Consider the following 21707-nt stretch of genomic DNA (forward strand, 5'->3'; position numbering starts at 1 on the left):
CTACAGTACGGGTCTTTGATCCGACGCGAGCTTCGTGCATGAATCTACTGCGCCCTACCCTGCTGACGCTGGCCTGCCTGATGGCCCTGCCTGGGCATGCCGATGACCTGCCGTCGCTGGGCGATGCCAGTTCTGCAATCGTTTCTCCGCAGCAAGAACATGAACTCGGCCGCGCGTGGCTCAGCCTGCTGCGCGGGCAAGTGCGCCAGTTGAATGATCCGCAGCTCAAGGACTACGTCGAAACCAGCGTCTATCGCCTGGCCGAGACCAGCCAGCTGCAGGACCGCCGGTTGGAATTCGTGCTTATCGACAGCCGCGAGCTGAACGCCTTCGCGGCTCCCGGGGGAATTGTCGGGGTCAACGGCGGGCTGTTCCTCAATGCCCAGACTGAAGGTGAATACGCCTCGGTACTGGCCCACGAACTGGCCCACTTGTCGCAACGCCACTTTGCCCGAGGGATAGAAGCTCAGCAGCGCATGCAGGTGCCGATGATGGCCGCACTGTTGGCCGGCATCGTACTGGCAGCCGGTGGTGGCGGCGATGCCGGTATTGGCCTGATTGCCGGCACCCAGGCAGCGGCGATTCAGGAGCAACGGCGCTTCTCGCGGCAGAACGAGCAGGAAGCCGACCGCATCGGCATCCAGAACCTGGAAAAAGCCGGCTTCGACCCACGCACCATGCCGAGCATGTTCGAGCGCCTGGCCCGGCAGTACCGCTACGGCGCCAAGCCGCCGGAGTTTCTCCTGACTCACCCGGTGACCGAATCGCGTATCGCCGACACCCGCAACCGCGCCGAACAGATGCCCAAAGGCGGCGTCGAGGACAGCCTGCGTTATCAGCTGATTCGCGCCCGCGTCGCCTTGACCTACGAAGGTACGCCAGGGCTTGCGGCCAAGCGCTTCCGCGATCAACTCGCGGATGACCCCAAGCTGGATGCTGCCCGCTACGGCCTTGCCTTGGCGCAGATCAAGGGCGGCAGCCTCAACGAAGCGCGGGACAACCTCAAGCAACTGCTGGCCAAGGCCCCCAACGACATCACCTACAACCTGGCGCAGATCGACCTGGAGATCACCAACAATCGCCTGGCCGACGCACAGCAGCGGGTCGAGCGGCTACGCAGCCTGTATCCGAACAATTATCCGCTGCAGCAGGCGCGCGCCGACCTGCTCATCAAGCAGGGCAAGCCGGCTGAGGCTGAGAAAGTGCTGGATGACCTGGTCAAGAAGCGCCCGGACGACCCGGACGTCTGGTACGAAGTGGCTGAAGTGCGCGGCCTGTCGGGCAATACCATTGGCCTGCACCGGGCACGCGCCGAGTACTTCACGCTGGTCGGTGATTTTGACCAGGCAGTGCAGCAGCTCGACTTCGCCAAACGCCGCGCGGGCAGCAACTTCCCGCTGGCGTCGCAGATCGACGCCCGTCAGCGGCAGATTCTCGAGCAGCAGCGGATGGTCAAGGACATGATGCGTTAAGCAGCGTTCAGGCGGCGCCGGTTTGCCCGGCGTCGCCCAAGCTGCGGATCAGGCGTTGCCGGACAACTTCAGGCGGGCCGCCTGAGTGAAGTCGAGCATGCGGTTGAGCGGTTTGATCGCGCGCGGGATCAAGGCGGGGTCGACCAGGATCTCGTTACTGCCGGTGCGCAGGCAGTCGAGGGTGCGCTCGAGGGTATTCATCGCCATCCATGGGCAGTGCGCACAGCTGCGGCAGGCGGCGCCATTGCCCGCGGTAGGCGCGGCGACAAAGACCTTGTCCGGGCACAGCTGCTGCATCTTGTAGAAGATGCCGCTGTCGGTGGCGACGATGAAGGTCTTGTTCGGCAGTGTCTGCGCCGCCTTGATCAGCTGGCTGGTCGAGCCTACCGCATCCGCCAGTTCGATCACCGACTCAGGCGACTCCGGGTGGACCAGAATCGCCGCATCCGGATGCAGCGCTTTCATGTCGGCGAGCTGGCGCGACTTGAACTCCTCATGGACGATGCAGGCACCGTCCCACAGCAGCATGTCGGCGCCGGTCTTCTTCTGGATATAGCGGCCCAGGTGCTGGTCCGGCCCCCAGATGATTTTTTCGCCGTTATCCATCAGGGTTTCGACGATTTCCAGCGCGCAACTGGAGGTCACTACCCAGTCGGCACGTGCCTTGACCGCAGCCGACGTGTTGGCATACACCACCACGGTTCGTTCGGGGTGCTTGTCACAAAACGCCGAAAACTCTTCTACCGGACAACCCAGGTCGAGCGAGCAGGTAGCTTCCAGGGTTGGCATCAGGATGCGTTTTTCCGGGGTGAGGATCTTTGCCGTTTCGCCCATGAAGCGCACGCCGGCGACAATCACGGTGTCGGCCGGGTGGTTCTTGCCGAAGCGGGCCATTTCCAGCGAGTCGGAAACACAGCCGCCGGTTTCTTCGGCCAAGGCCTGGATTACCGGGTCACAATAGAAATGCGCAACCAGCACAGCATTCTGGGCCTTGAGCTCGGCAGCGATGGCCGCACGGTATTCGGCCTCCTGCGCGGGCGTCAGGGGATGGGGTTGCTTGGCATCAAGGTGAGCTTGAACCAACAGCCGTTCGGAAATCTGGGTCATGATCGCTGGACCTGCGGGCGCGCGTGCGCGTCAGTCAAGAGTATCACCGAGCCCTGGCAGTCAGGCTAATGACGCCGGACGGCCAGACAGGCCATCACGGCCTTCTGCGGGCGCGGATTATTATCGCGCCGAAGGCTACAGCCAATCAGGTCTTTGCAAAAGCGATTTCTGCGCGTGCCAATCAGGCCAACGTAACTGGCCCGACGGCGCGCAAGCACTGCCACCTGCGGGACCGAGCGAGCGCGGGCTTGCCCCGCCATCACTACAGCCCCGCCAGCAAAACGTCAGCCCTGCGGCGACAGCGCCGCCAGGTGCGCAGCGAAGATCATGGCGAACTCTTCGACGGTCATTTTCTTGCCGTTGAAGTCGACCATGCCATCGGCGTAGTGCAGGTTGGACACGACGTCGTCGCCCTTGACCGTGGCCATGCCGCTCTGCAGCGCCATCATGCCGAGCATTTCACCGGCCTGACTGGACTGCTGGGCAATCGCCTGAGGGTCGGTCTGGCCTTCGAGCAGGGCCTGCAAGGCAGTGAGGTCGCCGACCATCGGCTTGGACACCAGCAGTTCGCCGTTGAGCTGGCTGATCAGTTGCTTGGCCAGTTGATCAGGCGGCAGGTCGAACGAGCTCGGCGCGGCGAAGTCCAGCGCCAGCTTGAAGTGACTCTGGCCATTGGCAGTCTTGAACGACAACTCCTCCAGGGCCAGCTTTGGTTTGGCGGCAAGCATCTTCTGCAGGTCTGCCTGAACCTTGACCTTCTCTTCCTCGCTCATGTTGAACGACGGCATTGGCTCGCCAGCAGCAGTGGCCGCTTGCATGGCCTGCACCTCAGGCAGCTTGGTCTGGTACCACTCGGCCAGCGACTGCAGGGCCGGTACGTCGACCGAGTTCATGGTCACGACCATCTTGCCGCTGCCGACGGCGCGGTTGGCGTAGTTGATGTCGCCAACCTTGTACGCGATTCGCGCACCGATCTTGTCAGCACCTTCGGCGGTGTACAGGTTGGTTTGCTCCAGGTCTTTGAGCAGCATCACTTCCTGCTTTGGCCCAAGCACAGCCTCCAGTTGGCCAAGCAGAACATCGACGTTGCCGACATAGACCATGTCGTGGTCGGTGCTGGCCAGGTTGCCGCCGACCTTGAACTTATCCAGGGTGAAGGTCGCTGGCGGATGGTCTGCACCCACCAGTTTCATCTGCAGACGATCAGCGTTGGCGTGAATCTTCACAGCCTTGCCTTCACGGTCGCCGCTGAGCAACACCTGCATGCCGGAGAAGTCGACGCTGTTGCCGTCTACCTCATTGAGCTTGATCGGCGCAAAGCGAACATCGCTGTCGATATGACCGCCATAACCGACATCGACATTGGCGGTGATCGGCGATTGCTCGCCCGCAGCGCTGTACCACTTGGCTGTGGCTTCGTCCTTGTCGAGCACGCTGTTGCTCGAGACCATCACCGGCATCAGTTTCAGCGCCTTGACCCGCGACCACGGAAATGGCCCGTGCTCAAGCTGATCAGTGATGCCGACATCGAAGTTCAGCGCCTGGCCTTCGCCCAACCACACATCCTTGGCCTTGAGCCGGTAGTGCGCGGTGCTGCTGTACAGGTGCTGCTCCAGCGAGGTCAGTTCCAGGCTCATGCTGCCGCCGGTACCGGCAGTGGCCTTGAGCAGTTCTTCGTTGGCACGAGTGACCGAAGCCTGCAACTCGGCGGGCAGTTGCTTGCCGGTGTACCAAGCGCCAGCGGTGGCTGCGATGGCGATGGCGACGGCCAGGCCGGAGAGAATGCCTACTGATTTCTTCATGAATTGAACCGATTGCTTTCCATAAGGGGGGACTGGGTGCGACACCGTCGCGCTGGGCACGAAGGGTACCACTGACGCCTGTCGGATGCGCCGGGCTCAGCGGGCAAAAATTTGCTGAGGATGTGTTTGGCAATCAGTGATTGTAAATTTTTACGGACATTAAAATCTGTCTCTGAATGAAAATTCGCACTTACCTTGGAGATTAAGCGGCAAAAACCCGATAAACGCTCGATTTTCGTTACATCTTGTCATGTTTAACTTGACACCCCACCCCGCATCGTTTTTTATTTTAACCACCTTGCTTCAGCGCCTAACAACGAAGAACAACCGCAGCGCGCTTACTCGCCCCACAAGGGACTCTGCGCGCCTTGAACTTCGCTGCGGCACTGTCAGCCATGCCACCGGCGCCTCGCATGCGCCCGCCCTCGCTCCGACATAAAAGGTGAACAACATGGAGCTCATCCGCACGACCTGGCTGTGCCCGCCCGCCCACTCGCCCACCGTTCAGGCTCAGGAGCATCGCGCGCATGCAGCCTGAACCAAGCACCAGCGGCCAGTTCCGCAAATCGCTGCGCCTGTGGCATGTGGTGATCATCGGCCTGGCTTACCTGACGCCGATGACCGTCTTCGACACCTTTGGCATCGTTTCCGGGATTACTGCCGGGCATGTGCCCAGCGCCTACATCCTGGCGCTGCTGGGCGTGCTGTTCACCGCGGTGAGCTACGGCACGCTGGTACGGCGTTTTCCGCAGTCTGGCTCGGCATACACCTACACCCAGCGGGCGATCAATCCACACGTGGGTTTTCTGGTTGGCTGGTCATCGCTGCTTGATTACCTGCTGCTGCCAATGGTCAACGCCCTGCTGGCCAAGTTGTACCTGTCGGCGATGTTTCCGGAGGTGCCGCAGTGGGTCTGGGTGGCCGGCTTCGTCACCCTGATCAGCCTGGTCAACATGCGCAGCGTCAACCTGGTGGCCCACTTCAATGCTCTGTTCGTTGCCGTGCAGGTGGCAATCATCAGTGTGTTCATCTACCTCTGCGCACGTGGCCTTGAGCATGGCGAGGGCCTGGGCACGGCCTGGAGCCTGATCCCGTTTGTCGACCCACAGGTGCAGTTCAGCGCGCTGGCCGCCGGTGCGACCATTCTGTGCTTCTCGTTCCTGGGTTTCGATGCGGTGACCTGCCTGTCGGAAGAAACTCGCGATCCGGGCAAGACCATTCCGCGGGCGATCTTCCTCACCGCCTTGATCGGCGGTGTGGTGTTCATTCTTGTGTCCTACTTCATCCAGGCCTATTTCCCGACCATGCAGCGCTTCCATGACCAGGAAGCGGCGCTGCCGGAAATCGCCCTGTATGTCGGTGGCAAGTTGTTCCAGTCGGTGTTTATCGCCTGCACGGTGATCAACACCATCGCCTCGGGCCTGGCCTCGCAGACCAGCGTGTCACGGCTGCTGTATGTGATGGGCCGCGACGGGGTGATCCCGACTCGGGTGTTCGCCCGCCTGCACCCTCGTTACAAGACGCCGGTGCTGAACATTGCCGTGGTCGGCCTGGTGGCATTGTCCGCGATCTTCTTTGATCTGGTCACAGCCACCTCGGTGATCAACTTCGGCGCATTGGTTGCGTTCAGCTTCGTCAATCTGGCGGTGATCAACCACTGCTACCTGCGCGAGAAAAGTCGCAAGAGCCTGGCCCAGACCTTCAAGTACTTGGTGCTGCCGACCATTGGCTTTTGCATCATCGTCTCGCTGTGGCTGGACCTGAATCAGCACTCGCTGCTGTTTGGCGGCGCCTGGGCACTGGCCGGGCTGATCTACCTCGGCTGGCTGACCAAGGCGTTTCGCATCGCGCCGCCCAACTGTATCGCTGACTGAGCCTCCCCCACCGACGCCCGCTTGATGCGGGCGTCGCTCTGCTCGAGAAGGAAAACCCATGCTCCCGCGCCGCCTTTCCATCCAGTGGAAGATCACCCTTCTCGCCGGCCTGTGCCTGCTGGTCATTGTTGCCCTGCTGGTGGCCACCTCGCTGACCCAGGCGCGCCGCAGCGCAGCACAGGTGTTCAGCGCCAACAGCGAACTGCTCGACCACAGCGCCCGCCTGCGCCTGCAGGCTCAGGCCGAAACCCAGGCACTGCGCATTCAGCGCTACTTCATGGATGCCTACCAATACGGCAGCGGTTTCAGCCGCCTGGTGCAGGTGCTCAGGCAGCGCGGCGACAGCGATCTACGCGCATCATTGAGCGCACAGGCACGCGCGGCGCTGGTGGGCAATCCTGGCCTGATCGGCTTGTATCTGGTGTTCCAACCGAACGCCCTCGACAGACAGGATGCGCGCTTCATCAACCAGCCCCAGGATGGCAGCAACGACAGCGGGCGCTTCTCGCTGTACTGGTCGCAAGCACAGTCTGGCACGCTGACCGCCGAAGCCATGCCCGAGGCGATGCTTGCCGACAGCAGCATTGGCGCCAACGGCTCGCCCTACAACCGCTGGCTGACCTGCCCGGAGCAAACCGCCAAGGCTTGCGTGGTCGATCCCTACTTCGACGAAATCAACGGCCAGCAGGTGCTGATTACCAGCATCGCCCTGCCAATCATGGATAACGGCAAGGTCATCGCCGTAGTCGGCCTGGACATCAGCCTGGACAACCTCCAGCAGTTGAGCCTGAGCGGCCGTCAGGAGCTGTTCGATGGCCAAGGCCAGGTCAGCATTGTCAGCCCGGCGGGCTTGCTCGCCGGCCACAGCGCCGATGCCGCGCAACTGAGCAAACCGCTCGAACAAGTGCTCAGCGGCCCGGCCCGCGAGCTGCTGCCCAGCTTGCTTGCCGGGCAGCCAGTGCGGCGCCTGGATCACGGCCAGATGCGCGTCTCGCAGCCATTTGCGCCTATCCCTGACGCCGCCCCGTGGCAAGTTCTGCTGGAGCTGCCCGAGGCTGTGCTGCAGGCGCCGGCAGTAGCGCTGAACCAACGCCTGGCCGGGCACAACCAGGACGCCAACCTGATCAGCCTGGCCATCGGCCTGTTTGCAGCGGTGCTGGGCTTGCTGCTGGTCTGGCTGACCGCGCGTGGCGTCACCCGGCCAATCCTCATGGTAGCCCGGCGTCTGCAAGACATCGCCAGCGGCGAAGGCGACCTGACCCGCCGGCTGGACTACGCCCGCGATGATGAACTGGGCCAGTTGACCGGCTGGTTCAACCGTTTTCTCGACAAGCTGCAACCGGTGATTGCCCAGGTAAAAGCCTCGCTACAGGACGCACGCACTACGGCGGACCAGTCCGCCGCCATCGCCAGCCAGACCAGCAACGGCATGCAACAGCAGCAACGCGAGATCGAGCAGGTAGCAACCGCCGCCAATGAGATGAGCGCTACCGCGCAGGACGTCGCCCACAACGCCGCGCAAGCCGCCCAGGCGGCACGCGGCGCCGATCAGGCCAGCCGCGAAGGCCTGCAGCGGGTAGCCGACACCCGCAGGGCAATCGCCCAACTGGCCAGCGACATGGATGCGGCGATGGGCCAGGCGAAAGCGTTGGAGAGCCGCAGCGAGCAGATCGGCTCGGTGCTGGAGGTGATCCGCGCCATTGCCGAGCAGACCAACCTGCTTGCACTCAACGCCGCCATCGAAGCAGCCCGCGCCGGCGAAGCCGGGCGCGGTTTCGCGGTGGTGGCCGATGAGGTGCGCAGCCTGGCCCAGCGTACCCAGGTATCAGTCGAGGAGATCCGCCAGGTGATCGAAGGCCTGCAGCAAGGCAGTGAAGCCGTGGTCGGCACCATGCAGGCCGGCCAGCGCCAGGCGCAGGACAGTGCGCAGCAGATGGAGCAGGCGATGCCCGCGCTGCAGCGCATTGGCGAGGCCGTCGCAGTGATCACCGACATGAACCTGCAGATCGCCTCGGCTGCCGAAGAGCAAAGCGCCGTGGCCGAAGAAGTTAACCGCAATGTGGCCGGCATTCGCGACGTCACCGACTCGCTCGCCGGCCAGGCAGACGAATCGGCGCGCATCAGCCAGGCGCTGAACCACCTGGCCAATCAGCAACAAGCATTGATGGCGCAGTTTCACGTCTAGTCTGTACTGACCTCGGCAATGCCGAGGCCGCTATCCCCCGGCATTTACCGCCGTACAAGAGTTTCAGTTATGCAGATCTCACCCAAACCGGCTTTTTTCGACCTGACCTGCGAGCAGGGCCTACTGCGCACCTCGATCGCAGTCACGCTGTTCATCGCCACCATCGGTATCGCCTTCGGCCTGGCTTCGGGCTCGTTCTCGATTGTGTTCGACGGCGTCTATTCGCTGGTCGACGCCAGCATGAGCGGCTTGTCGCTGGTGGTGGTCAAGCTGATCACCGCCCACGTCAGCAGCGCGCAGATGTCGCGCAAGTTGCGCGAGCGCTTCAGCATGGGCTTCTGGCACCTTGAACCGATGGTGCTGGCACTCAATGGCATTCTGCTCAGCGGCGTGGCCATCTACGCCCTGATCAACGCAGTCAGCAGCCTGCTTGAAGGCGGCCGCGACCTCGAATTCGGCCTCGCCCTGATCTACGCCGTACTGACCGTGATTGCCTGCGTCACCATCGCCGTGGTCGAGGCCCGCGCCAACCGCACGCTCAACTCCGACTTCGTGCGCATGGACGTCAAGGGTTGGGTCATGTCGGCGAGCATTACCGCCGCGCTGTTGATTGCCTTCTGCGTTGGCCTGGCGATTCAGGGCACGCAGTGGCAGTGGATTTCACCGTACATCGACCCGGCGGTGCTCGGGCTGGTGTGTCTGGTGATCATTCCGCTGCCGTTGTCGGTGGTACGCCAGGCTTTGGCGGATATATTTCTGGTTACGCCGAGCGACCTCAAGCAACACGTCGACAGCGTCGCCCAGGCCTTCGTGCACAAGCATGGCCTGCAGTCGTTTCGGGCGTATGTGGCCAAGGTCGGGCGCTCGCGCGAGATCGAGCTGTACTTCATCGTGCCTGCCGACATGGCGGCACGGACCATCGCCGAGTGGGACGCCCTGCGTAACGAAATCGGCGATGCGGTGGGCGGCGAAGGGCCGGATCGGTGGATCACGGTGGTGTTTACCGGGGATCCGGAGTGGGCTGAGTAAGCGGTCAGGCTACTTATCCAAACATGACGCCTCCTTGATGAAAGGCGAGCCCGCAGGCCCGCCCCGCCAACACCTCAATCCTGCAGCTTTGCCGCCAACTGTTGAACACGTTTCAGATCAGCCTTGGCCACTTTAACCAAACCAGTACCGTAGTCACTGTCAGCTCTATAGAAGAATGAAAGCATGATGTAGCGGCTTTCCTCATCTGCGGTCGCTAATGCCCCACCCAGGCTATTTATCAGATCGGCCTGTTCTTTCTTGCTGTATGCGCGGAACAGCTCGCCCGCCTGCTTGAAGTTCTGCTCGCGCTGGATCTTCGTTTGCTGGGTGGTGCCGCTCACAGGCATCTGCGAATAGCGTGCACTCGGCTGCTCGTCCCGCGGCTGCAAGCGGCTCGGTTGGTAGTTGACGCCACTCGCGGTGTGTCCACTGTTCGCCGCACCATCCTGGTTGATGGTAGTAACCTCATTACGCGGACGGTTCACCGGCAGGCTGGCACCGTTAGCGCCGATCCGGTACATCTGCGTATCCGCATAGGAGAAAAGACGGCCCTGAAGCAGACGGTCTTCGGACGGCTCGATGCCCGGCACCAGGTTAGACGGCGCCATGGCTACCTGCTCGGTTTCCTGGAAGAAATTGTCGACGTTGCGGTCGAGTACCATCTGGCCAATCTTGCGTGCGGGCACGCCCGGCCAAACCTTGGTCGCATCCAGTGGATCGAAGTCGAACGTGGCAAGCTGCTCAGGCTTGAGCACCTGAATGTAGAGGTCCCATTTCGGGAACTGGCCTTCGTTGATAGCCTTAACCAAGTCGTGAGTCATATGACTGTAGTCCCGGGCCTGCATCGCTTCGACCTGTTTGGGGTCGAGGTTTTTCTGTCCTTGCAGACTCTTCCAGTGAAACTTTACGTAATGGATTTCGCCCTTGGCATTTATCAACTTATAGGCATGCACACTATTGCCATCCATCTCGCGATAGCTGGCCGGCGTGCCCTCGTTGGAATACAGCAGGGTCAGCGTGCGAGTTGCTTCGGGCACATGAGAGAAGAAATCAAAGCGCCGTGAGTCATCGTCGAGGTTGGTGCGCGGATCAGGTTTGAAGGCGTGGACCATGTCCGGGAACTTGATAGCATCACGGATGAAAAAAGTAGGAAAGTTGTTACCGACCAAGTCCCAATTGCCATCAGCGGTATAGAACTTTGTTGAAAAACCGCGCGGATCACGCAGGGTCTCCGGCGAGTGGTTGCCATGAACCACTGAGGAGAAACGTACGAACACCGGCGTTTTTTCGCCAGGGCCGAATACCTTGGCCATGCTCAACTCGCTGATGTCGGCGCTGGCGGTAAAATGGCCGTGGACGCCTGTACCACGGGCATGCACCACACGCTCCGGGATACGCTCACGGCTGAAGCGCTGCAGTTTTTGCATCAGATGAACGTCTTGCAGCAGTACCGGACCGTTCGACCCAGCGGTCTGCGAATTCTGGTTATCACCTACCGGCGCACCATTATCACGTGTCAATGTCGCAGCCTGCACAGACAATGACAGCAGGCTCGCAGCGAGCGTTACAGCAACTAAAAGCTTACCCGGTTTACAGAAATGCAGCGGGGAACTCATCGGTGGACTCCTAATCTATCTACTGGGCATATGCGCTCGCAGAGAATAGTGAAGCCCTGAGAAAAGATAAACAGCATCCATTAATGGAATTGATCAGTTTTTACATATTCAAACAACTTACAAAATACAGCATACGCAATCAGAAAAACCTTACCAAAGAATAGATTAATGCCGAATGCTAATTTTCAGCTCGACATGCTAGCCAATGCAAGCAGCATCATCCTGAATTAACGCTCCCGAAAAACGGCTAATGCTTGCGCTCAGCAGGGCATCCAATTATTCAGCTTTCGGAACCGCAGAAACGAAAAAGCCCGCCAACCAGTGACGGTAGCGGGCTAATTCATTAAATGGTGGGTCGTGTAGGATTCGAACCTACGACCAATTGGTTAAAAGCCAACTGCTCTACCAACTGAGCTAACGACCCTTCTGATGGCGCGTATAATACTGATTTCTAACGAGAAATCAACACCCCATCAGTAAAAAGGCTTAAAAGTAGCGGGTCGGATCTTGCACACTTGCGGCCTTGAAGCCGTCCGCGCGCAAGCGGCAGCTGTCGCACTTGCGGCAGGCACGGCCCTGATCATCGGCCTGGTAGCAGGACACGGTCAGGCTGTAATCAACGCCGCGGGCAATCCCGGCCTGGACGATCTGCGCTTTGCTCATGTTCTGCAGCGGCGCCTGAATGCGGAAGCCCTGCCCTTCAACACCGGCCTTGGTGGCCAGGTTGGCCATGCGCTCGAATGCTTCGACGAACTCAGGACGGCAGTCCGGGTAGCCCGAGTAATCCACCGCATTGACGCCGATGAAGATATCGCGCGCCTGCAGTACTTCGGCCCAACCCAGGGCCAGCGACAGGAACACGGTGTTGCGCGCCGGCACGTAGGTGACCGGAATGCCTTCGCCAGGCGCCTCAGGCACGTCGATGCTACTGTCGGTCAACGCCGAGCCACCGATGCCATCCAGGTTGAGACCGATCACCTTGTGCTCGACTACTCCCATGTCGCGGGCCACCCGCGCGGCTGCGTCGAGCTCGGCGCGATGACGCTGGCCGTAGTCAAAACTCATGGTGTAGCAGCTGTAGCCATCGGCCTGGGCCATGGCGACCACGGTGGCCGAATCGAGGCCACCGGAAAGCAGGATTACCGCGCGTTTGTCAGTCATGTCTTGGTCCTTGTCCTTGGGTTTCAGCGGCCGGGTTCGTCGTTCCACAGCAGCTTGTGCAGCTGCAACTGGAAGCGCACCGGAAGGTTGTCGGCAACGATCCAGTCAGCCAGATCACTGGCACTGACCTGATGATGGCTAGGCGAGAACAGTACTTCGCCTGCGCGCTGATCGAGGTTGTACTGGATCAGCTTGGAGACAGCCCAGTCGTAGTCTTCGCGCGAACAGATGACGAACTTGACCTGGTCATTGCGGGTCAGCAGCTCGATGTTCTCGTAGCGGTTGCGGTGCGATTCTTCCGAGGCCGGGGTCTTCAGATCGACCACACGGCTGACGCGGTTGTCGACTTTGGAAATATCCAGCGCGCCGCTGGTTTCCAGCGACACCTCGTAGCCTGCATCGCACAAACGCTCGAGCAGTGGCAACGCGTTGGGCTGAGCCAATGGCTCGCCACCGGTAACGCAGATATACCGCGGACGAAAGCCCGCCACCTGCTCCATGATCGAATCAAGGCTGCGAATCGTACCGCCGGTAAAGGCATAGGCGCTGTCACAGTACTGGCAGCGCAACGGGCAGCCAGTCAGGCGGACGAACACGGTAGGCAGGCCAGCCGTGCGCGTTTCACCCTGCAACGAGTAAAAGACTTCGGTGATGCGTAAGGTATCTTGCATGATCGCCACGGGCGTGACAGCTAAACAGGCTGTCCGCCTCCTTCAGGCACTGTCGCGGACTCGACAAGGCGTTATCCGCAGCAGCGTGTTTACGTAAAAGGGCCAAGAGTCTAACGAAAAAACCCGCGCCAGGCGCGGGTTTTCTCACAAACGGGCTGCTTAGAGCTTTTGCAGGTCGCGTTGCGCCAGTTGCGCGGCGGAAGTGCCGGGGTACTGGGTAACTACTTGCTGCAGAATGCCTTTGACCTTGTCGGTACGGCCCAGGCGACGTTCGACGTCGGCCAGCTTGTACAAGGAATCAGGCACTTTGCTGTGCTTGGGATACGACTGGCTGACCTTGGCAAACGCCTGAGCTGCACCTTGCAGGTCGCCCTTGGCCAGGTTCACCTCACCCAGCCAGTATTGCGCGTTGCCGGCATACTGGCTGTTAGGGTATTTGCGCAGGAAGGCGGTAAACGCCTGGCTGGCCTTGTCGAAGTCCTTCTGCTTGATCAGGTCGAAAGCAGCATCATAGTAGAGCTTTTCTTTCGCCGGATCAGCCGGCTCGCTACCTGCGGCCGGTTGTTGCGCAGCAGCGCCAGCGGCGCCGGCTGCTGCACCGGCAGCGGCATCGGATGCGCCACCGGTTGAAGAATTATCGGGAGTCGCGGCAGGCGCGGCACCACTTGAGATGCGACGATCCAGATCCTGGTATCGCTCCAGGTTTTCCTGCTTCATGCGCGACACATCGTTTTGCAACTCTTCGATGATGCCTTGCTGGCGGGAAATCTGATCCTGCATCTGTTGCAGCTGCATGAACAACTGACCCTGTGCAGAAGCAGGGGTTGAAGCCCCTGCTCCGGCATAGGCGCCGCTCGTGCCATAACCCGCGGGCGGATAACTGCTCGCGTTGTCATCTACTACAGGGACTGCAGCCCACGCCGTAAAGGGCAGGCTGAGTGCGAGGACGGTCAAAGCACGGCGGCACGTACGCATAGGACTTACTTACGCAGTTCTACGCGACGGTTCTGAGCCCAGGATTGCTCGTCGTTGCCGGTGGCAACTGGACGCTCTTCACCGTAGGAAACCAGTTCCAGCTGTGCAGGGGAAACGCCCTGCAGAACCAGGTAACGCTGTACGGCCTTGGCGCGACGCTCACCCAGAGCCATGTTGTACTCGCGAGTACCACGCTCGTCGGTGTTGCCTTCCAGAACAACACGGCTGCCGTTGGACTTCAGGTCCTTGGCATGAACATCCAGAGCGCGCATGGCTTCTGGCTTCAGGTCCGAGCTGTCGTATTCGAAGTAGAAGGTGGTGATTGCGCGCAGGGCGGCTTCTTCGCTCAGGCTGCCGTCAACAGCGCCAGTGTTGGCACCGTAACCAGCGTTAGGATCTACAGCAGCGCCTTCGCCGGCGTTGTCGCCACCTTTGGAAGAGCAACCTACAGCTACAGCCATGGCCAGAGCCAGCGCAGCGAATTTACCAAACTTCAGCATTTCCATCGTGAAACTCCTAATGAAACCCCAGTGTGTTAAGCAAAACGGTGTAACGCCGCATCAGTTCAGGTAAGGGGACCAGGACGGTTCTCTGACTTCGCCTTGCGCGGTAGGAAGCGGGAGCCTCACGCGTCCGTTGAGAGAGACGAGCATCAAGACTCCCCGGCCCTGCTGGCGGGTGGCGTAGATTAGCATGGTGCCGTTGGGCGCAACAGTGGGGGACTCGTCAAGACTGGTCTCTGAGAGAATCTTTACACTTCCACGTTGCAAGTCCTGAGCCGCCACTTTGAAGTTGGTGAAGCCCTGTTGGCGATGAATCATCACCAGGGTCTTCTCGTCCGCCGAAAGTTTGGGGTTGGCATTGTAGTTACCCACGAACGTTACACGCTCGGCGGAACCGCCACTGACCGAAGTTTTGTAGATCTGCGGCTTGCCGCCACGGTCGGAGGTGAAGTAAAGCGTGTTGCCGTCTTTACCCCAGAACGGTTCGGTGTTGATACCAGGGCCGGCAGTTACGCGACTGATCGCGCGCGAACCCATGTTCATCACATAGATGTCCGGGTTGCCGTCCTTGGACAGTACGAACGCCAGGCGCGAACCATCCGGCGACCAGGCTGGCGCGCCGTTGAGGCCTTCGAAGTTGGTGATCTGCTCACGGCGACCGGTGTCGATGTGCTGGACAAAGATACGTGGGCGACGCTGCTCGAACGACACATAGGCGATGCGCTTGCCATCCGGTGCGAAGCGTGGCGACAGAATCGGCTCACGCGACTGCAGCAGGGTCACTGCACGGGCACCGTCGTAGTCCGAACGCTGCAGGGTATAGCGAGTGTTGTTGGCAGAGAAGCGCTCGGCAGTCACGTACAGCATACGAGTGGAGAACGCACCCTTGATGCCGGTGAGCTTCTCGAATGACTGGTCGGCGATGTAGTGCGACATGTCGCGCAACTGGTCGACAGTACCGGCAACGCTGCCAGTCAGCACTTGCTGCTCGGTGGCCACGTTGAACAGCGCGTACTGCACCTGCAGACGGCCACCGGACGGCACGATGCTACCGACCATGACGTACTGGGCGCCCAGGGCTTTCCAGTCGCGGAAGATGACTTCGCTGGCCTGGCTTGGCTGGCTGATCATGTTCTGCTTTGGAATCGGCGAGTAGTAGCCAGAGTTGCGCAGGTCATTGCCGATGATGTCGGCCATGTCTTCTGGCAGCACGCTGCCACCCTGCAGGCCGAACGGTACTACCGCGATGGGCGTGGCCCGATCGCTACCGCTGGTGACCAGGATGTTCTTTTCCTCTGCTACGGCCATACCTGCCACGCAGCAGAGCATGACCAGCAGCCCTCGAAAGAGTTTAATCACAGCGCTAGATCCTCAGGTGTAAATGTCATCTTGAACGAGCGATACGCATTGAAATCACTCGGCTTCAAGCCCTGCATTTCGGTCAGTCGACCAATGTTCTTCACCGCTGCCACCGCCGAAGCATCAAACGGACCGTCGCCACTGGCGCGGGCCACACTGACGCTGGTGATGGTGCCATCGGGCAGCATGTTGATCTGCAGCACGACCGTCATGCCTTTGCGTGCCGAAGGCGGACGGGCCCAACCTTCTGCAGCGCGCATGCGGATCAGGTCGTCGAAATCACCGGCTACCTGGTCGCCCTGCTCGTCAGCCAGAGCCTGCTGGCGCTCGGTGGTATCAGACAACAGCTCGGCCAGGGCCTGGGCTTTCTTGTCTTCTGCCGCCTTGCGGGCTGCATCCTGGGCTTTTTTCTTCTGGGCATCTGCAGCGGCCTTCTTCTTGGCCTCTTCAGCTGCTTTCTTCTTCGCTTCCTCGGCTGCCGTTTTCTTCTTGGCATCCTCGGCAGCTTTTTTCTTGGCTTCTTCGGCGGCTTTCTTCTTCGCCTCTTCAGCTGCGTCTTTCTTGGCTTCTTCGTCGGCCTTTTTCTTGGCCTCTTCTTCCGCCTTTTTCTTGGCGATATCAGCCTGCTGTTTTTCGCTGGCTTTCTTCGCCTCTTCGGCTTTCTTGGCCTCGGCGGCCTTCTTGGCTTCAGCAGTCTTGGCAGCTTCTTCGGCTTTTTTGGCTTCTGCCGCTTCACGAGCAGCTTCGGCCTTTTGATCCGCGTCGGCTTTCTTTTGTTCCGCGGCCTTCACGGCCTCCTGTTCGACCTTCTTCTGTTCCAGCTGTTCGACTTCAGTCTGGCGCGAAGCGGTTTTCTTCGCTTCCCCGGCAATCTTCTGATTGGTCTGAGTAGTGGCCTGACTCTTGGACTTGAGCTGGTACAGCGTAGCCTGAACGATCGGCTTGGACGGCGGCAGCTCAGGGGTCATGGCGAAGCTGACGAACAGCATCGCAAACACCACGACATGCAAGCCAATGGCCCAGACACTGGGCCAGAAGTAGCTTTCCGAGGCAGATGGCTCTCGCTGTTGCATCAGGGCGCCTCGGTAATCAGGCCAACGTTACCGACACCGGCCTTCTGCAACCCGCCCATGGCGCCCATGACCGAGCCGTAATCGACGGACTTGTCGCCACGGATGAAGACCTGGGTCTGCTTGCCCTGGTCGCGACCGGCGGCAATGATCTTGGTCACGGCGCTGGTCATGTCTGGCAAGGTCATGGCCTTGTCCATCTGTTTGTCGGTATCGACCTCGCTGCCAAGGTTCCAGTAGTAGGTCTTGTCGGCCTTGATCGAGATGGTAAGGATCTGGACGTTGTTGTCCTGCGGCAAGGCTTCGCTGGAAACCTTGGGCAGGTCGACCTTGACCCCCTGGTTGAGCATCGGGGCCGTCACCATGAAGATGACCAGCAGCACCAGCATCACGTCGATGTAGGGCACCACGTTCATCTCGGCGACGGGCTTGCGTTTGTGGCGAACTCGGGCCATGGGTTTCTACCTGATTACTCTTCGCTGGTGTGCACTTTGCGGTGCAGGATCGCCTGGAACTCGTCGGCGAAGGTGTAGTAACGACTGATCAGCGTTTCGCTGCGTGCGGCGAAACGGTTGTAGGCGATAACGGCCGGGATCGCGGCGAACAGGCCGATCGCAGTGGCAATCAATGCTTCGGCGATGCCCGGCGCAACGGTGGCCAGGGTTGCCTGCTGGGCAGAAGCCAGGCCGCGGAACGAGTTCATGATGCCCCAGACAGTACCGAACAGGCCGATGTACGGGCTGGTCGAGCCTACGGTAGCGAGAAACGGCAGGCTCTGCTCGAGCTTTTCTTCTTCACGCGAGATGGCTACGCGCATGGCTCGGCCAACGCCTTCCATGACTGCATCCGGGTCTACGCCCTGCTGCTGACGCAGACGCGAGAATTCCTTGAAGCCGGCACGGAACACCTGCTCCACACCCGAATCCGGGTCCGGGTTGCTACCTGCCTGACGGTACAGCTTGGACAAATCAATGCCCGACCAGAAGCGCTCCTCGAAGGCATCCAGCGCACGACGACCGGCGCGCAGCATGCTGCTGCGCTGAAAGATCATGATCCATGAAGTGACCGAGGCGGCCACCAGAATCAGCATTACCAGCTGCACCACGATGCTGGCATTGCTGACCAGACTCCACATGGAGGTATGGTCGACGACGTTAGCTTCCACGCTTATTCTCCTGCATTCGATTGAGTACCCGGGCCGCCCGCCAGGAAGGCGTCGCGCAGCGCTGGGGGGATGGCTCGGGGTTTGAAAGTGTCGGCGCGCACAGCGGCCACCAGAAACTGCCCCTCACAGAGCAGTTTTGCATCTTGTTCTCGCCACACCTGCTGCACGAAGCGCAGGCTGGCGCGGTTCACCTCGACGACTTCTGCGGTTACCCGCAACTCATCATCCAGGCGCGCCGGCGCGTGGTAGCGCGCCTCGGTGGAGTGAACCACGAACAGCAGATTCTCCCCGGCCAGTTGATGCTGGGAGAAACCCAGGTGACGCAACCGCTCGGTGCGCGCACGCTCCATGAATTTCAGGTAGTTGACGTAATACACCACGCCGCCTGCGTCGGTATCTTCGTAATAGACGCGACAGCGGTGTGCGAACGATTCAAGCCCATTTTGCGCGCGCATACTCTAGTGCTTACTCCTCGGCTTGCCAATCCGCCCGGCAAGTGTTTTTGCATTCGGTAATGTCTTAGTGCCAGCGCGCCATGGGCATGCCAGCGGTAGGACCACGGAAACTGCCTTTTGATCTGTCATTCATCGACAACATCGGAAAAATCCGCCGGGTCGGCCAAACGCCCGGGCAGGTTCAAGCCAAAGTGCAGGTAGGCGTGCCGCGTCACCACGCGGCCACGCGGCGTACGCATGATGTAGCCCTGCTGGATCAGGTACGGCTCGAGCACGTCTTCGATGGTATGGCGCTCTTCGCTGATGGCAGCGGCAAGGTTGTCCACGCCGACCGGACCGCCATCGAACTTCTCGATCATGGTCAGCAGCAAACGCCGGTCGGAGTGATCGAAGCCGCGCTCGTCGACATCCAGCAGATTCAGCGCCAGGTCCGCCACCGCCTTGGTGATCTCGCCCTTGCCGCGTACCTGTGCGTAGTCGCGCACCCGGCGCAGCAGGCGGTTGGCAATCCGCGGCGTACCGCGTGCACGCCGGGCAATCTCGAAGGCGCCCAAATCATCGATGACCAGGCCAAGAATGCCCGCCGAACGGGTAACGATGGTGGCCAGGTCCTTGTCGCTGTAGAACTCCAGGCGCTGGACGATGCCGAAACGGTCGCGCAAGGGGTTGGTCAGCATGCCCGCTCGGGTGGTCGCGCCGACCAGGGTGAACGGCGGCAGATCGAGCTTGATCGAACGCGCGGCTGGCCCCTCACCGATCATGATGTCGAGCTGGAAGTCTTCCATTGCCGGGTACAGCACTTCTTCGACAATCGGCGAGAGCCGGTGAATTTCGTCGATGAACAGCACATCGTGCGGCTCGAGATTGGTCAGCATTGCCGCCAGATCACCGGGCCGCTCCAGAATTGGCCCTGACGTGCTCTTCACCGAAACGCCCATCTCATGGGCGATGATATTGGCCAGGGTGGTCTTGCCCAGGCCCGGCGGACCGAAGATCAGGGTGTGATCGAGCGACTCGTTGCGGCCACGGGCGGCCTGGATGAACAGGCCCATCTGGTCGCGCACCACCGGCTGGCCGATGTACTCATCAAGGCTCAGCGGGCGAATCGCGCGGTCCTGGACTTCTTCGCGGTCGCGTCCGGAAGCGGCAATCAGGCGGTCGGTTTCGATCACTTGCTAATCATCCCTTGCAGGCTGCGGCGGATCAGGTCTTCGCTGCTCAGGCCGGCCTTGTCCTTGATAAGCGAGATAGCCTTGCTGGCTTCCTGAGGCTTGTAGCCCAGCGACACCAGCGCACTGACCGCGTCGGCTTCGGCGGTGGACGCGCCACCGACCGGCGCCGGGCCGTCGGATACCAGGGTGAACATCGACGAGGACGTTTCCCAAGCTTTGAAGCGGTCCTTGAGCTCGACCAGCAGGCGCTCGGCAGTCTTCTTGCCAACCCCGGGTACGCGCACCAGCACCGAGGCATCCTGCGCCTGCACGCAGCGCACCAACTCGTCGATTTCAAGCCCGGACATCAGTGCCAGCGCCAGCTTGGGGCCGACGCCATTGAGACGGATCAGCTCACGGAACAGCTCGCGCTCGCGCTTCTCGCCAAAGCCGTAGAGCAGGTGGGCGTCTTCACGCACCACCAGGTGGGTATGCAGGGTAACCGGCTCGCCAACCTTGGGCAGGCGGTACAGGGTGGTCATCGGCACTTCGAGCTCATAGCCCAGGCCGTTGACGTCGATAATCAGGTGCGGCGGTTGTTTTTCCGCCAGGGTGCCGCGCAAACGTCCAATCACGTTTCGATCCTTCCTTTCGAGCGCCGGCCACAGACCGGTCAACCCTATCAGCAAATGCGTCGAGTGAACGTTTCACCCGGCCAAAATGTGTATCAGCGCATGAAGCGGTTACAGACGCAAGCGTCCGCCGCGCTTGCGCGCAGTGGTCAAGCCGTGGGGGATCAGGCTGGAGCGGGTATGCGCATGACAGAGGGCGATAGCCAAGGCGTCAGAGGCGTCGATCTGCGGCTTTTGCGTCAACTTGAGCAGGTGCATGACCATCAGCATCACCTGGTCTTTGTTGGCCGCACCGGTGCCAGCCACCGCCTGTTTGACCTGGGTGGCGCTATATTCGGCGATCTCCAGGCCAGCTTCGGCACCGGCCACGATGGCTGCACCACGGGCCTGGCCGAGCTTGAGCGCCGAATCCGGATTGCGCGCCATGAACACCCGTTCGATGCCCATGGTAACCGGGCCGTGCTGGCGAATGATCTCGCTGACGCCACGGAAAATGATCTGCAGGCGCTCGGACAACTCCCCGGCGCCCGTACGAATACACCCCGACGCCACATATTCGCAGCCCCGGGCGGTCTGGCGGACCACGCCAAAACCGGTGATGCGCGAACCGGGGTCGATACCAAGAATCAGAGTCATAGGGCCTGCAAGTTGAAAATGAAAACACGCTTGGAGCAGTCAGGCCCTGATGGCTTGAAGCGCTGGCATCAGCCTAGCTGCTCAAGGACCTCATCGGAGATCTGCGCATTGGAATAGACGTTTTGCACGTCGTCCAGGTCTTCGAGCATGTCGATCAGCTTGAGGACTTTTTCAGCGCCATCGCGATCAAGCTCGGCACTGGTGGTCGGCTGCATCACGATTTCGGCGTCGGCGGCCTTGAACCCAGCTTCTTCCAGCGCGTTGCGCACGGCATAAAAGCTGTTGAACGAAGTGAACACTTCGAACGAGCCGTCGTCATTGCTGACCACATCATCGGCGTCGGCCTCCATGGCCGCTTCCATCAAGGCGTCTTCGTCAACGCCAGGGGCAAAGCTGATCTGGCCCTTGCGCTCGAACAGATAAGCAACTGAACCGTCAGTGCCAAGGTTGCCGCCGCATTTGGTGAAGGCATGGCGCACAGCCGCTGCGGTACGGTTGCGGTTGTCGGTCATGGTTTCGACCATGATCGCCACGCCGCCGGGGCCGTAACCCTCATAGCTGAGCTCTTCGACGTTGTCGCTTTCGTTGGTGCCGGCGCCGCGGGCAACTGCCCGATCAATGATGTCGCGGCTCATGTTGGCACCAAGTGCCTTGTCCAGCGCCAGTCGCAAGCGCGGGTTCGACGCTGGATCGGCGCCGCCCTGCTTGGCCGCGACCGTCAGCTCGCGGATCCACTTGGTGAAGACCTTGCCTCTCTTGGCATCCTGGCGCTCTTTGCGGTGCTTGATGTTCGCCCACTTGGAATGACCAGCCATATCGACTCCGAATCCTTGATCCACAAACA

20 protein-coding genes and 1 tRNA gene are annotated in these 21707 nt (G+C 60.7%); 4 read left to right on the forward strand and 17 right to left on the reverse strand.

Translation table 11 applies throughout. The features are described from left to right. Positions 1–38: 38 nt before the first annotated feature. On the forward strand, positions 39–1472 hold the full coding sequence (locus tag FW789_RS07905; RefSeq protein WP_101317440.1) for a M48 family metalloprotease: 1434 nt from the start codon (positions 39–41) through the stop codon (positions 1470–1472). Positions 1473–1520: 48 nt separating this feature from the next. Here FW789_RS07905 and nadA read toward each other — a convergent pair whose 3' ends face one another. Together nadA and FW789_RS07915 are read right to left on the reverse strand one after the other, a co-directional pair. Continuing rightward, a complete protein-coding gene (gene nadA / locus FW789_RS07910; protein ID WP_103436379.1) occupies positions 1521–2579 on the reverse strand; it encodes a quinolinate synthase NadA in 1059 nt (352 codons plus the stop codon). Positions 2580–2863: 284 nt separating this feature from the next. Then, the gene (locus FW789_RS07915) at positions 2864–4381 is read right to left on the reverse strand and encodes a YdgA family protein (protein ID WP_103436378.1); all 1518 of its coding nucleotides are present in this window, start codon (positions 4379–4381) and stop codon (positions 2864–2866) included. A 527-nt stretch (positions 4382–4908) separates the two neighbouring features. Here FW789_RS07915 and FW789_RS07920 point away from each other — a divergent pair. The 3 genes from FW789_RS07920 to FW789_RS07930 all read left to right on the forward strand — a co-directional run bounded on the left by FW789_RS07920 (position 4909) and on the right by FW789_RS07930 (position 9469). Continuing rightward, on the forward strand, positions 4909–6255 hold the full coding sequence (locus tag FW789_RS07920; RefSeq protein WP_446431274.1) for an APC family permease: 1347 nt from the start codon (positions 4909–4911) through the stop codon (positions 6253–6255). A 58-nt stretch (positions 6256–6313) separates the two neighbouring features. Then, a complete protein-coding gene (locus FW789_RS07925; protein WP_446431275.1) occupies positions 6314–8440 on the forward strand; it encodes a methyl-accepting chemotaxis protein in 2127 nt (708 codons plus the stop codon). 69 nt (positions 8441–8509) lie between these two features. Next, the gene (locus FW789_RS07930; protein ID WP_103436375.1) at positions 8510–9469 is read left to right on the forward strand and encodes a cation diffusion facilitator family transporter; all 960 of its coding nucleotides are present in this window, start codon (positions 8510–8512) and stop codon (positions 9467–9469) included. A gap of 74 nt (positions 9470–9543) precedes the next feature. On the opposite strand, the gene katB is transcribed toward FW789_RS07930, so the two are convergent. The 15 genes from katB to FW789_RS08005 form a co-directional block, all read right to left on the reverse strand. Further along, positions 9544–11085, reverse strand: coding sequence for a catalase KatB (gene katB / locus FW789_RS07935; RefSeq protein ID WP_207072554.1), 1542 nt, complete (start codon positions 11083–11085; stop codon positions 9544–9546). Positions 11086–11433: 348 nt separating this feature from the next. Beyond that, positions 11434–11509: transfer RNA gene (locus FW789_RS07940), tRNA-Lys, on the reverse strand. 62 nt (positions 11510–11571) lie between these two features. After that, positions 11572–12246: a 7-cyano-7-deazaguanine synthase QueC gene (gene queC, locus FW789_RS07945; RefSeq protein ID WP_207072553.1), complete on the reverse strand. Its 675-nt coding sequence runs from the start codon at positions 12244–12246 to the stop codon at positions 11572–11574. A gap of 23 nt (positions 12247–12269) precedes the next feature. Further along, on the reverse strand, positions 12270–12917 hold the full coding sequence (queE, locus tag FW789_RS07950) for a 7-carboxy-7-deazaguanine synthase QueE (protein WP_103438711.1): 648 nt from the start codon (positions 12915–12917) through the stop codon (positions 12270–12272). 159 nt (positions 12918–13076) lie between these two features. Next, the gene (gene ybgF, locus FW789_RS07955) at positions 13077–13892 is read right to left on the reverse strand and encodes a tol-pal system protein YbgF (protein WP_101317426.1); all 816 of its coding nucleotides are present in this window, start codon (positions 13890–13892) and stop codon (positions 13077–13079) included. A gap of 5 nt (positions 13893–13897) precedes the next feature. Continuing rightward, positions 13898–14398 (reverse strand): peptidoglycan-associated lipoprotein Pal, encoded by a 501-nt coding sequence (gene pal / locus FW789_RS07960; protein ID WP_043201913.1) that lies wholly within the window; start codon positions 14396–14398, stop codon positions 13898–13900. A 54-nt stretch (positions 14399–14452) separates the two neighbouring features. Beyond that, a complete protein-coding gene (gene tolB / locus FW789_RS07965) occupies positions 14453–15724 on the reverse strand; it encodes a Tol-Pal system beta propeller repeat protein TolB (RefSeq protein ID WP_189691595.1) in 1272 nt (423 codons plus the stop codon). Positions 15725–15750: 26 nt separating this feature from the next. Further along, positions 15751–16827 (reverse strand): cell envelope integrity protein TolA, encoded by a 1077-nt coding sequence (gene tolA, locus FW789_RS07970; RefSeq protein WP_103436372.1) that lies wholly within the window; start codon positions 16825–16827, stop codon positions 15751–15753. Beyond that, positions 16827–17279, reverse strand: coding sequence for a protein TolR (tolR, locus tag FW789_RS07975; protein ID WP_186697744.1), 453 nt, complete (start codon positions 17277–17279; stop codon positions 16827–16829). The genes tolA and tolR overlap by 1 nt, the downstream gene beginning before the upstream one ends. Before the next feature lie 14 nt (positions 17280–17293). Further along, positions 17294–17989, reverse strand: coding sequence for a protein TolQ (gene tolQ, locus FW789_RS07980; RefSeq protein ID WP_103436371.1), 696 nt, complete (start codon positions 17987–17989; stop codon positions 17294–17296). Positions 17990–17991: 2 nt separating this feature from the next. Further along, complete coding sequence (gene ybgC / locus FW789_RS07985; protein WP_101317414.1) at positions 17992–18444, reverse strand: tol-pal system-associated acyl-CoA thioesterase; 453 nt, start codon at positions 18442–18444, stop codon at positions 17992–17994. 125 nt (positions 18445–18569) lie between these two features. Continuing rightward, entirely contained in the window at positions 18570–19616 is a 1047-nt protein-coding gene (ruvB, locus tag FW789_RS07990) for a Holliday junction branch migration DNA helicase RuvB (RefSeq protein ID WP_103436370.1), read from the reverse strand. Further along, entirely contained in the window at positions 19613–20230 is a 618-nt protein-coding gene (gene ruvA, locus FW789_RS07995; protein ID WP_101317410.1) for a Holliday junction branch migration protein RuvA, read from the reverse strand. Before ruvA ends, ruvB begins: the two co-directional genes overlap by 4 nt. Before the next feature lie 108 nt (positions 20231–20338). Further along, positions 20339–20863: a crossover junction endodeoxyribonuclease RuvC gene (gene ruvC, locus FW789_RS08000; RefSeq protein WP_101317407.1), complete on the reverse strand. Its 525-nt coding sequence runs from the start codon at positions 20861–20863 to the stop codon at positions 20339–20341. 68 nt (positions 20864–20931) lie between these two features. Then, on the reverse strand, positions 20932–21678 hold the full coding sequence (locus tag FW789_RS08005; RefSeq protein ID WP_101317405.1) for a YebC/PmpR family DNA-binding transcriptional regulator: 747 nt from the start codon (positions 21676–21678) through the stop codon (positions 20932–20934). Positions 21679–21707: the final 29 nt, after the last annotated feature.

The sequence above is a fragment of the Pseudomonas sp. 1121_17 genome (assembly GCF_052850745.1).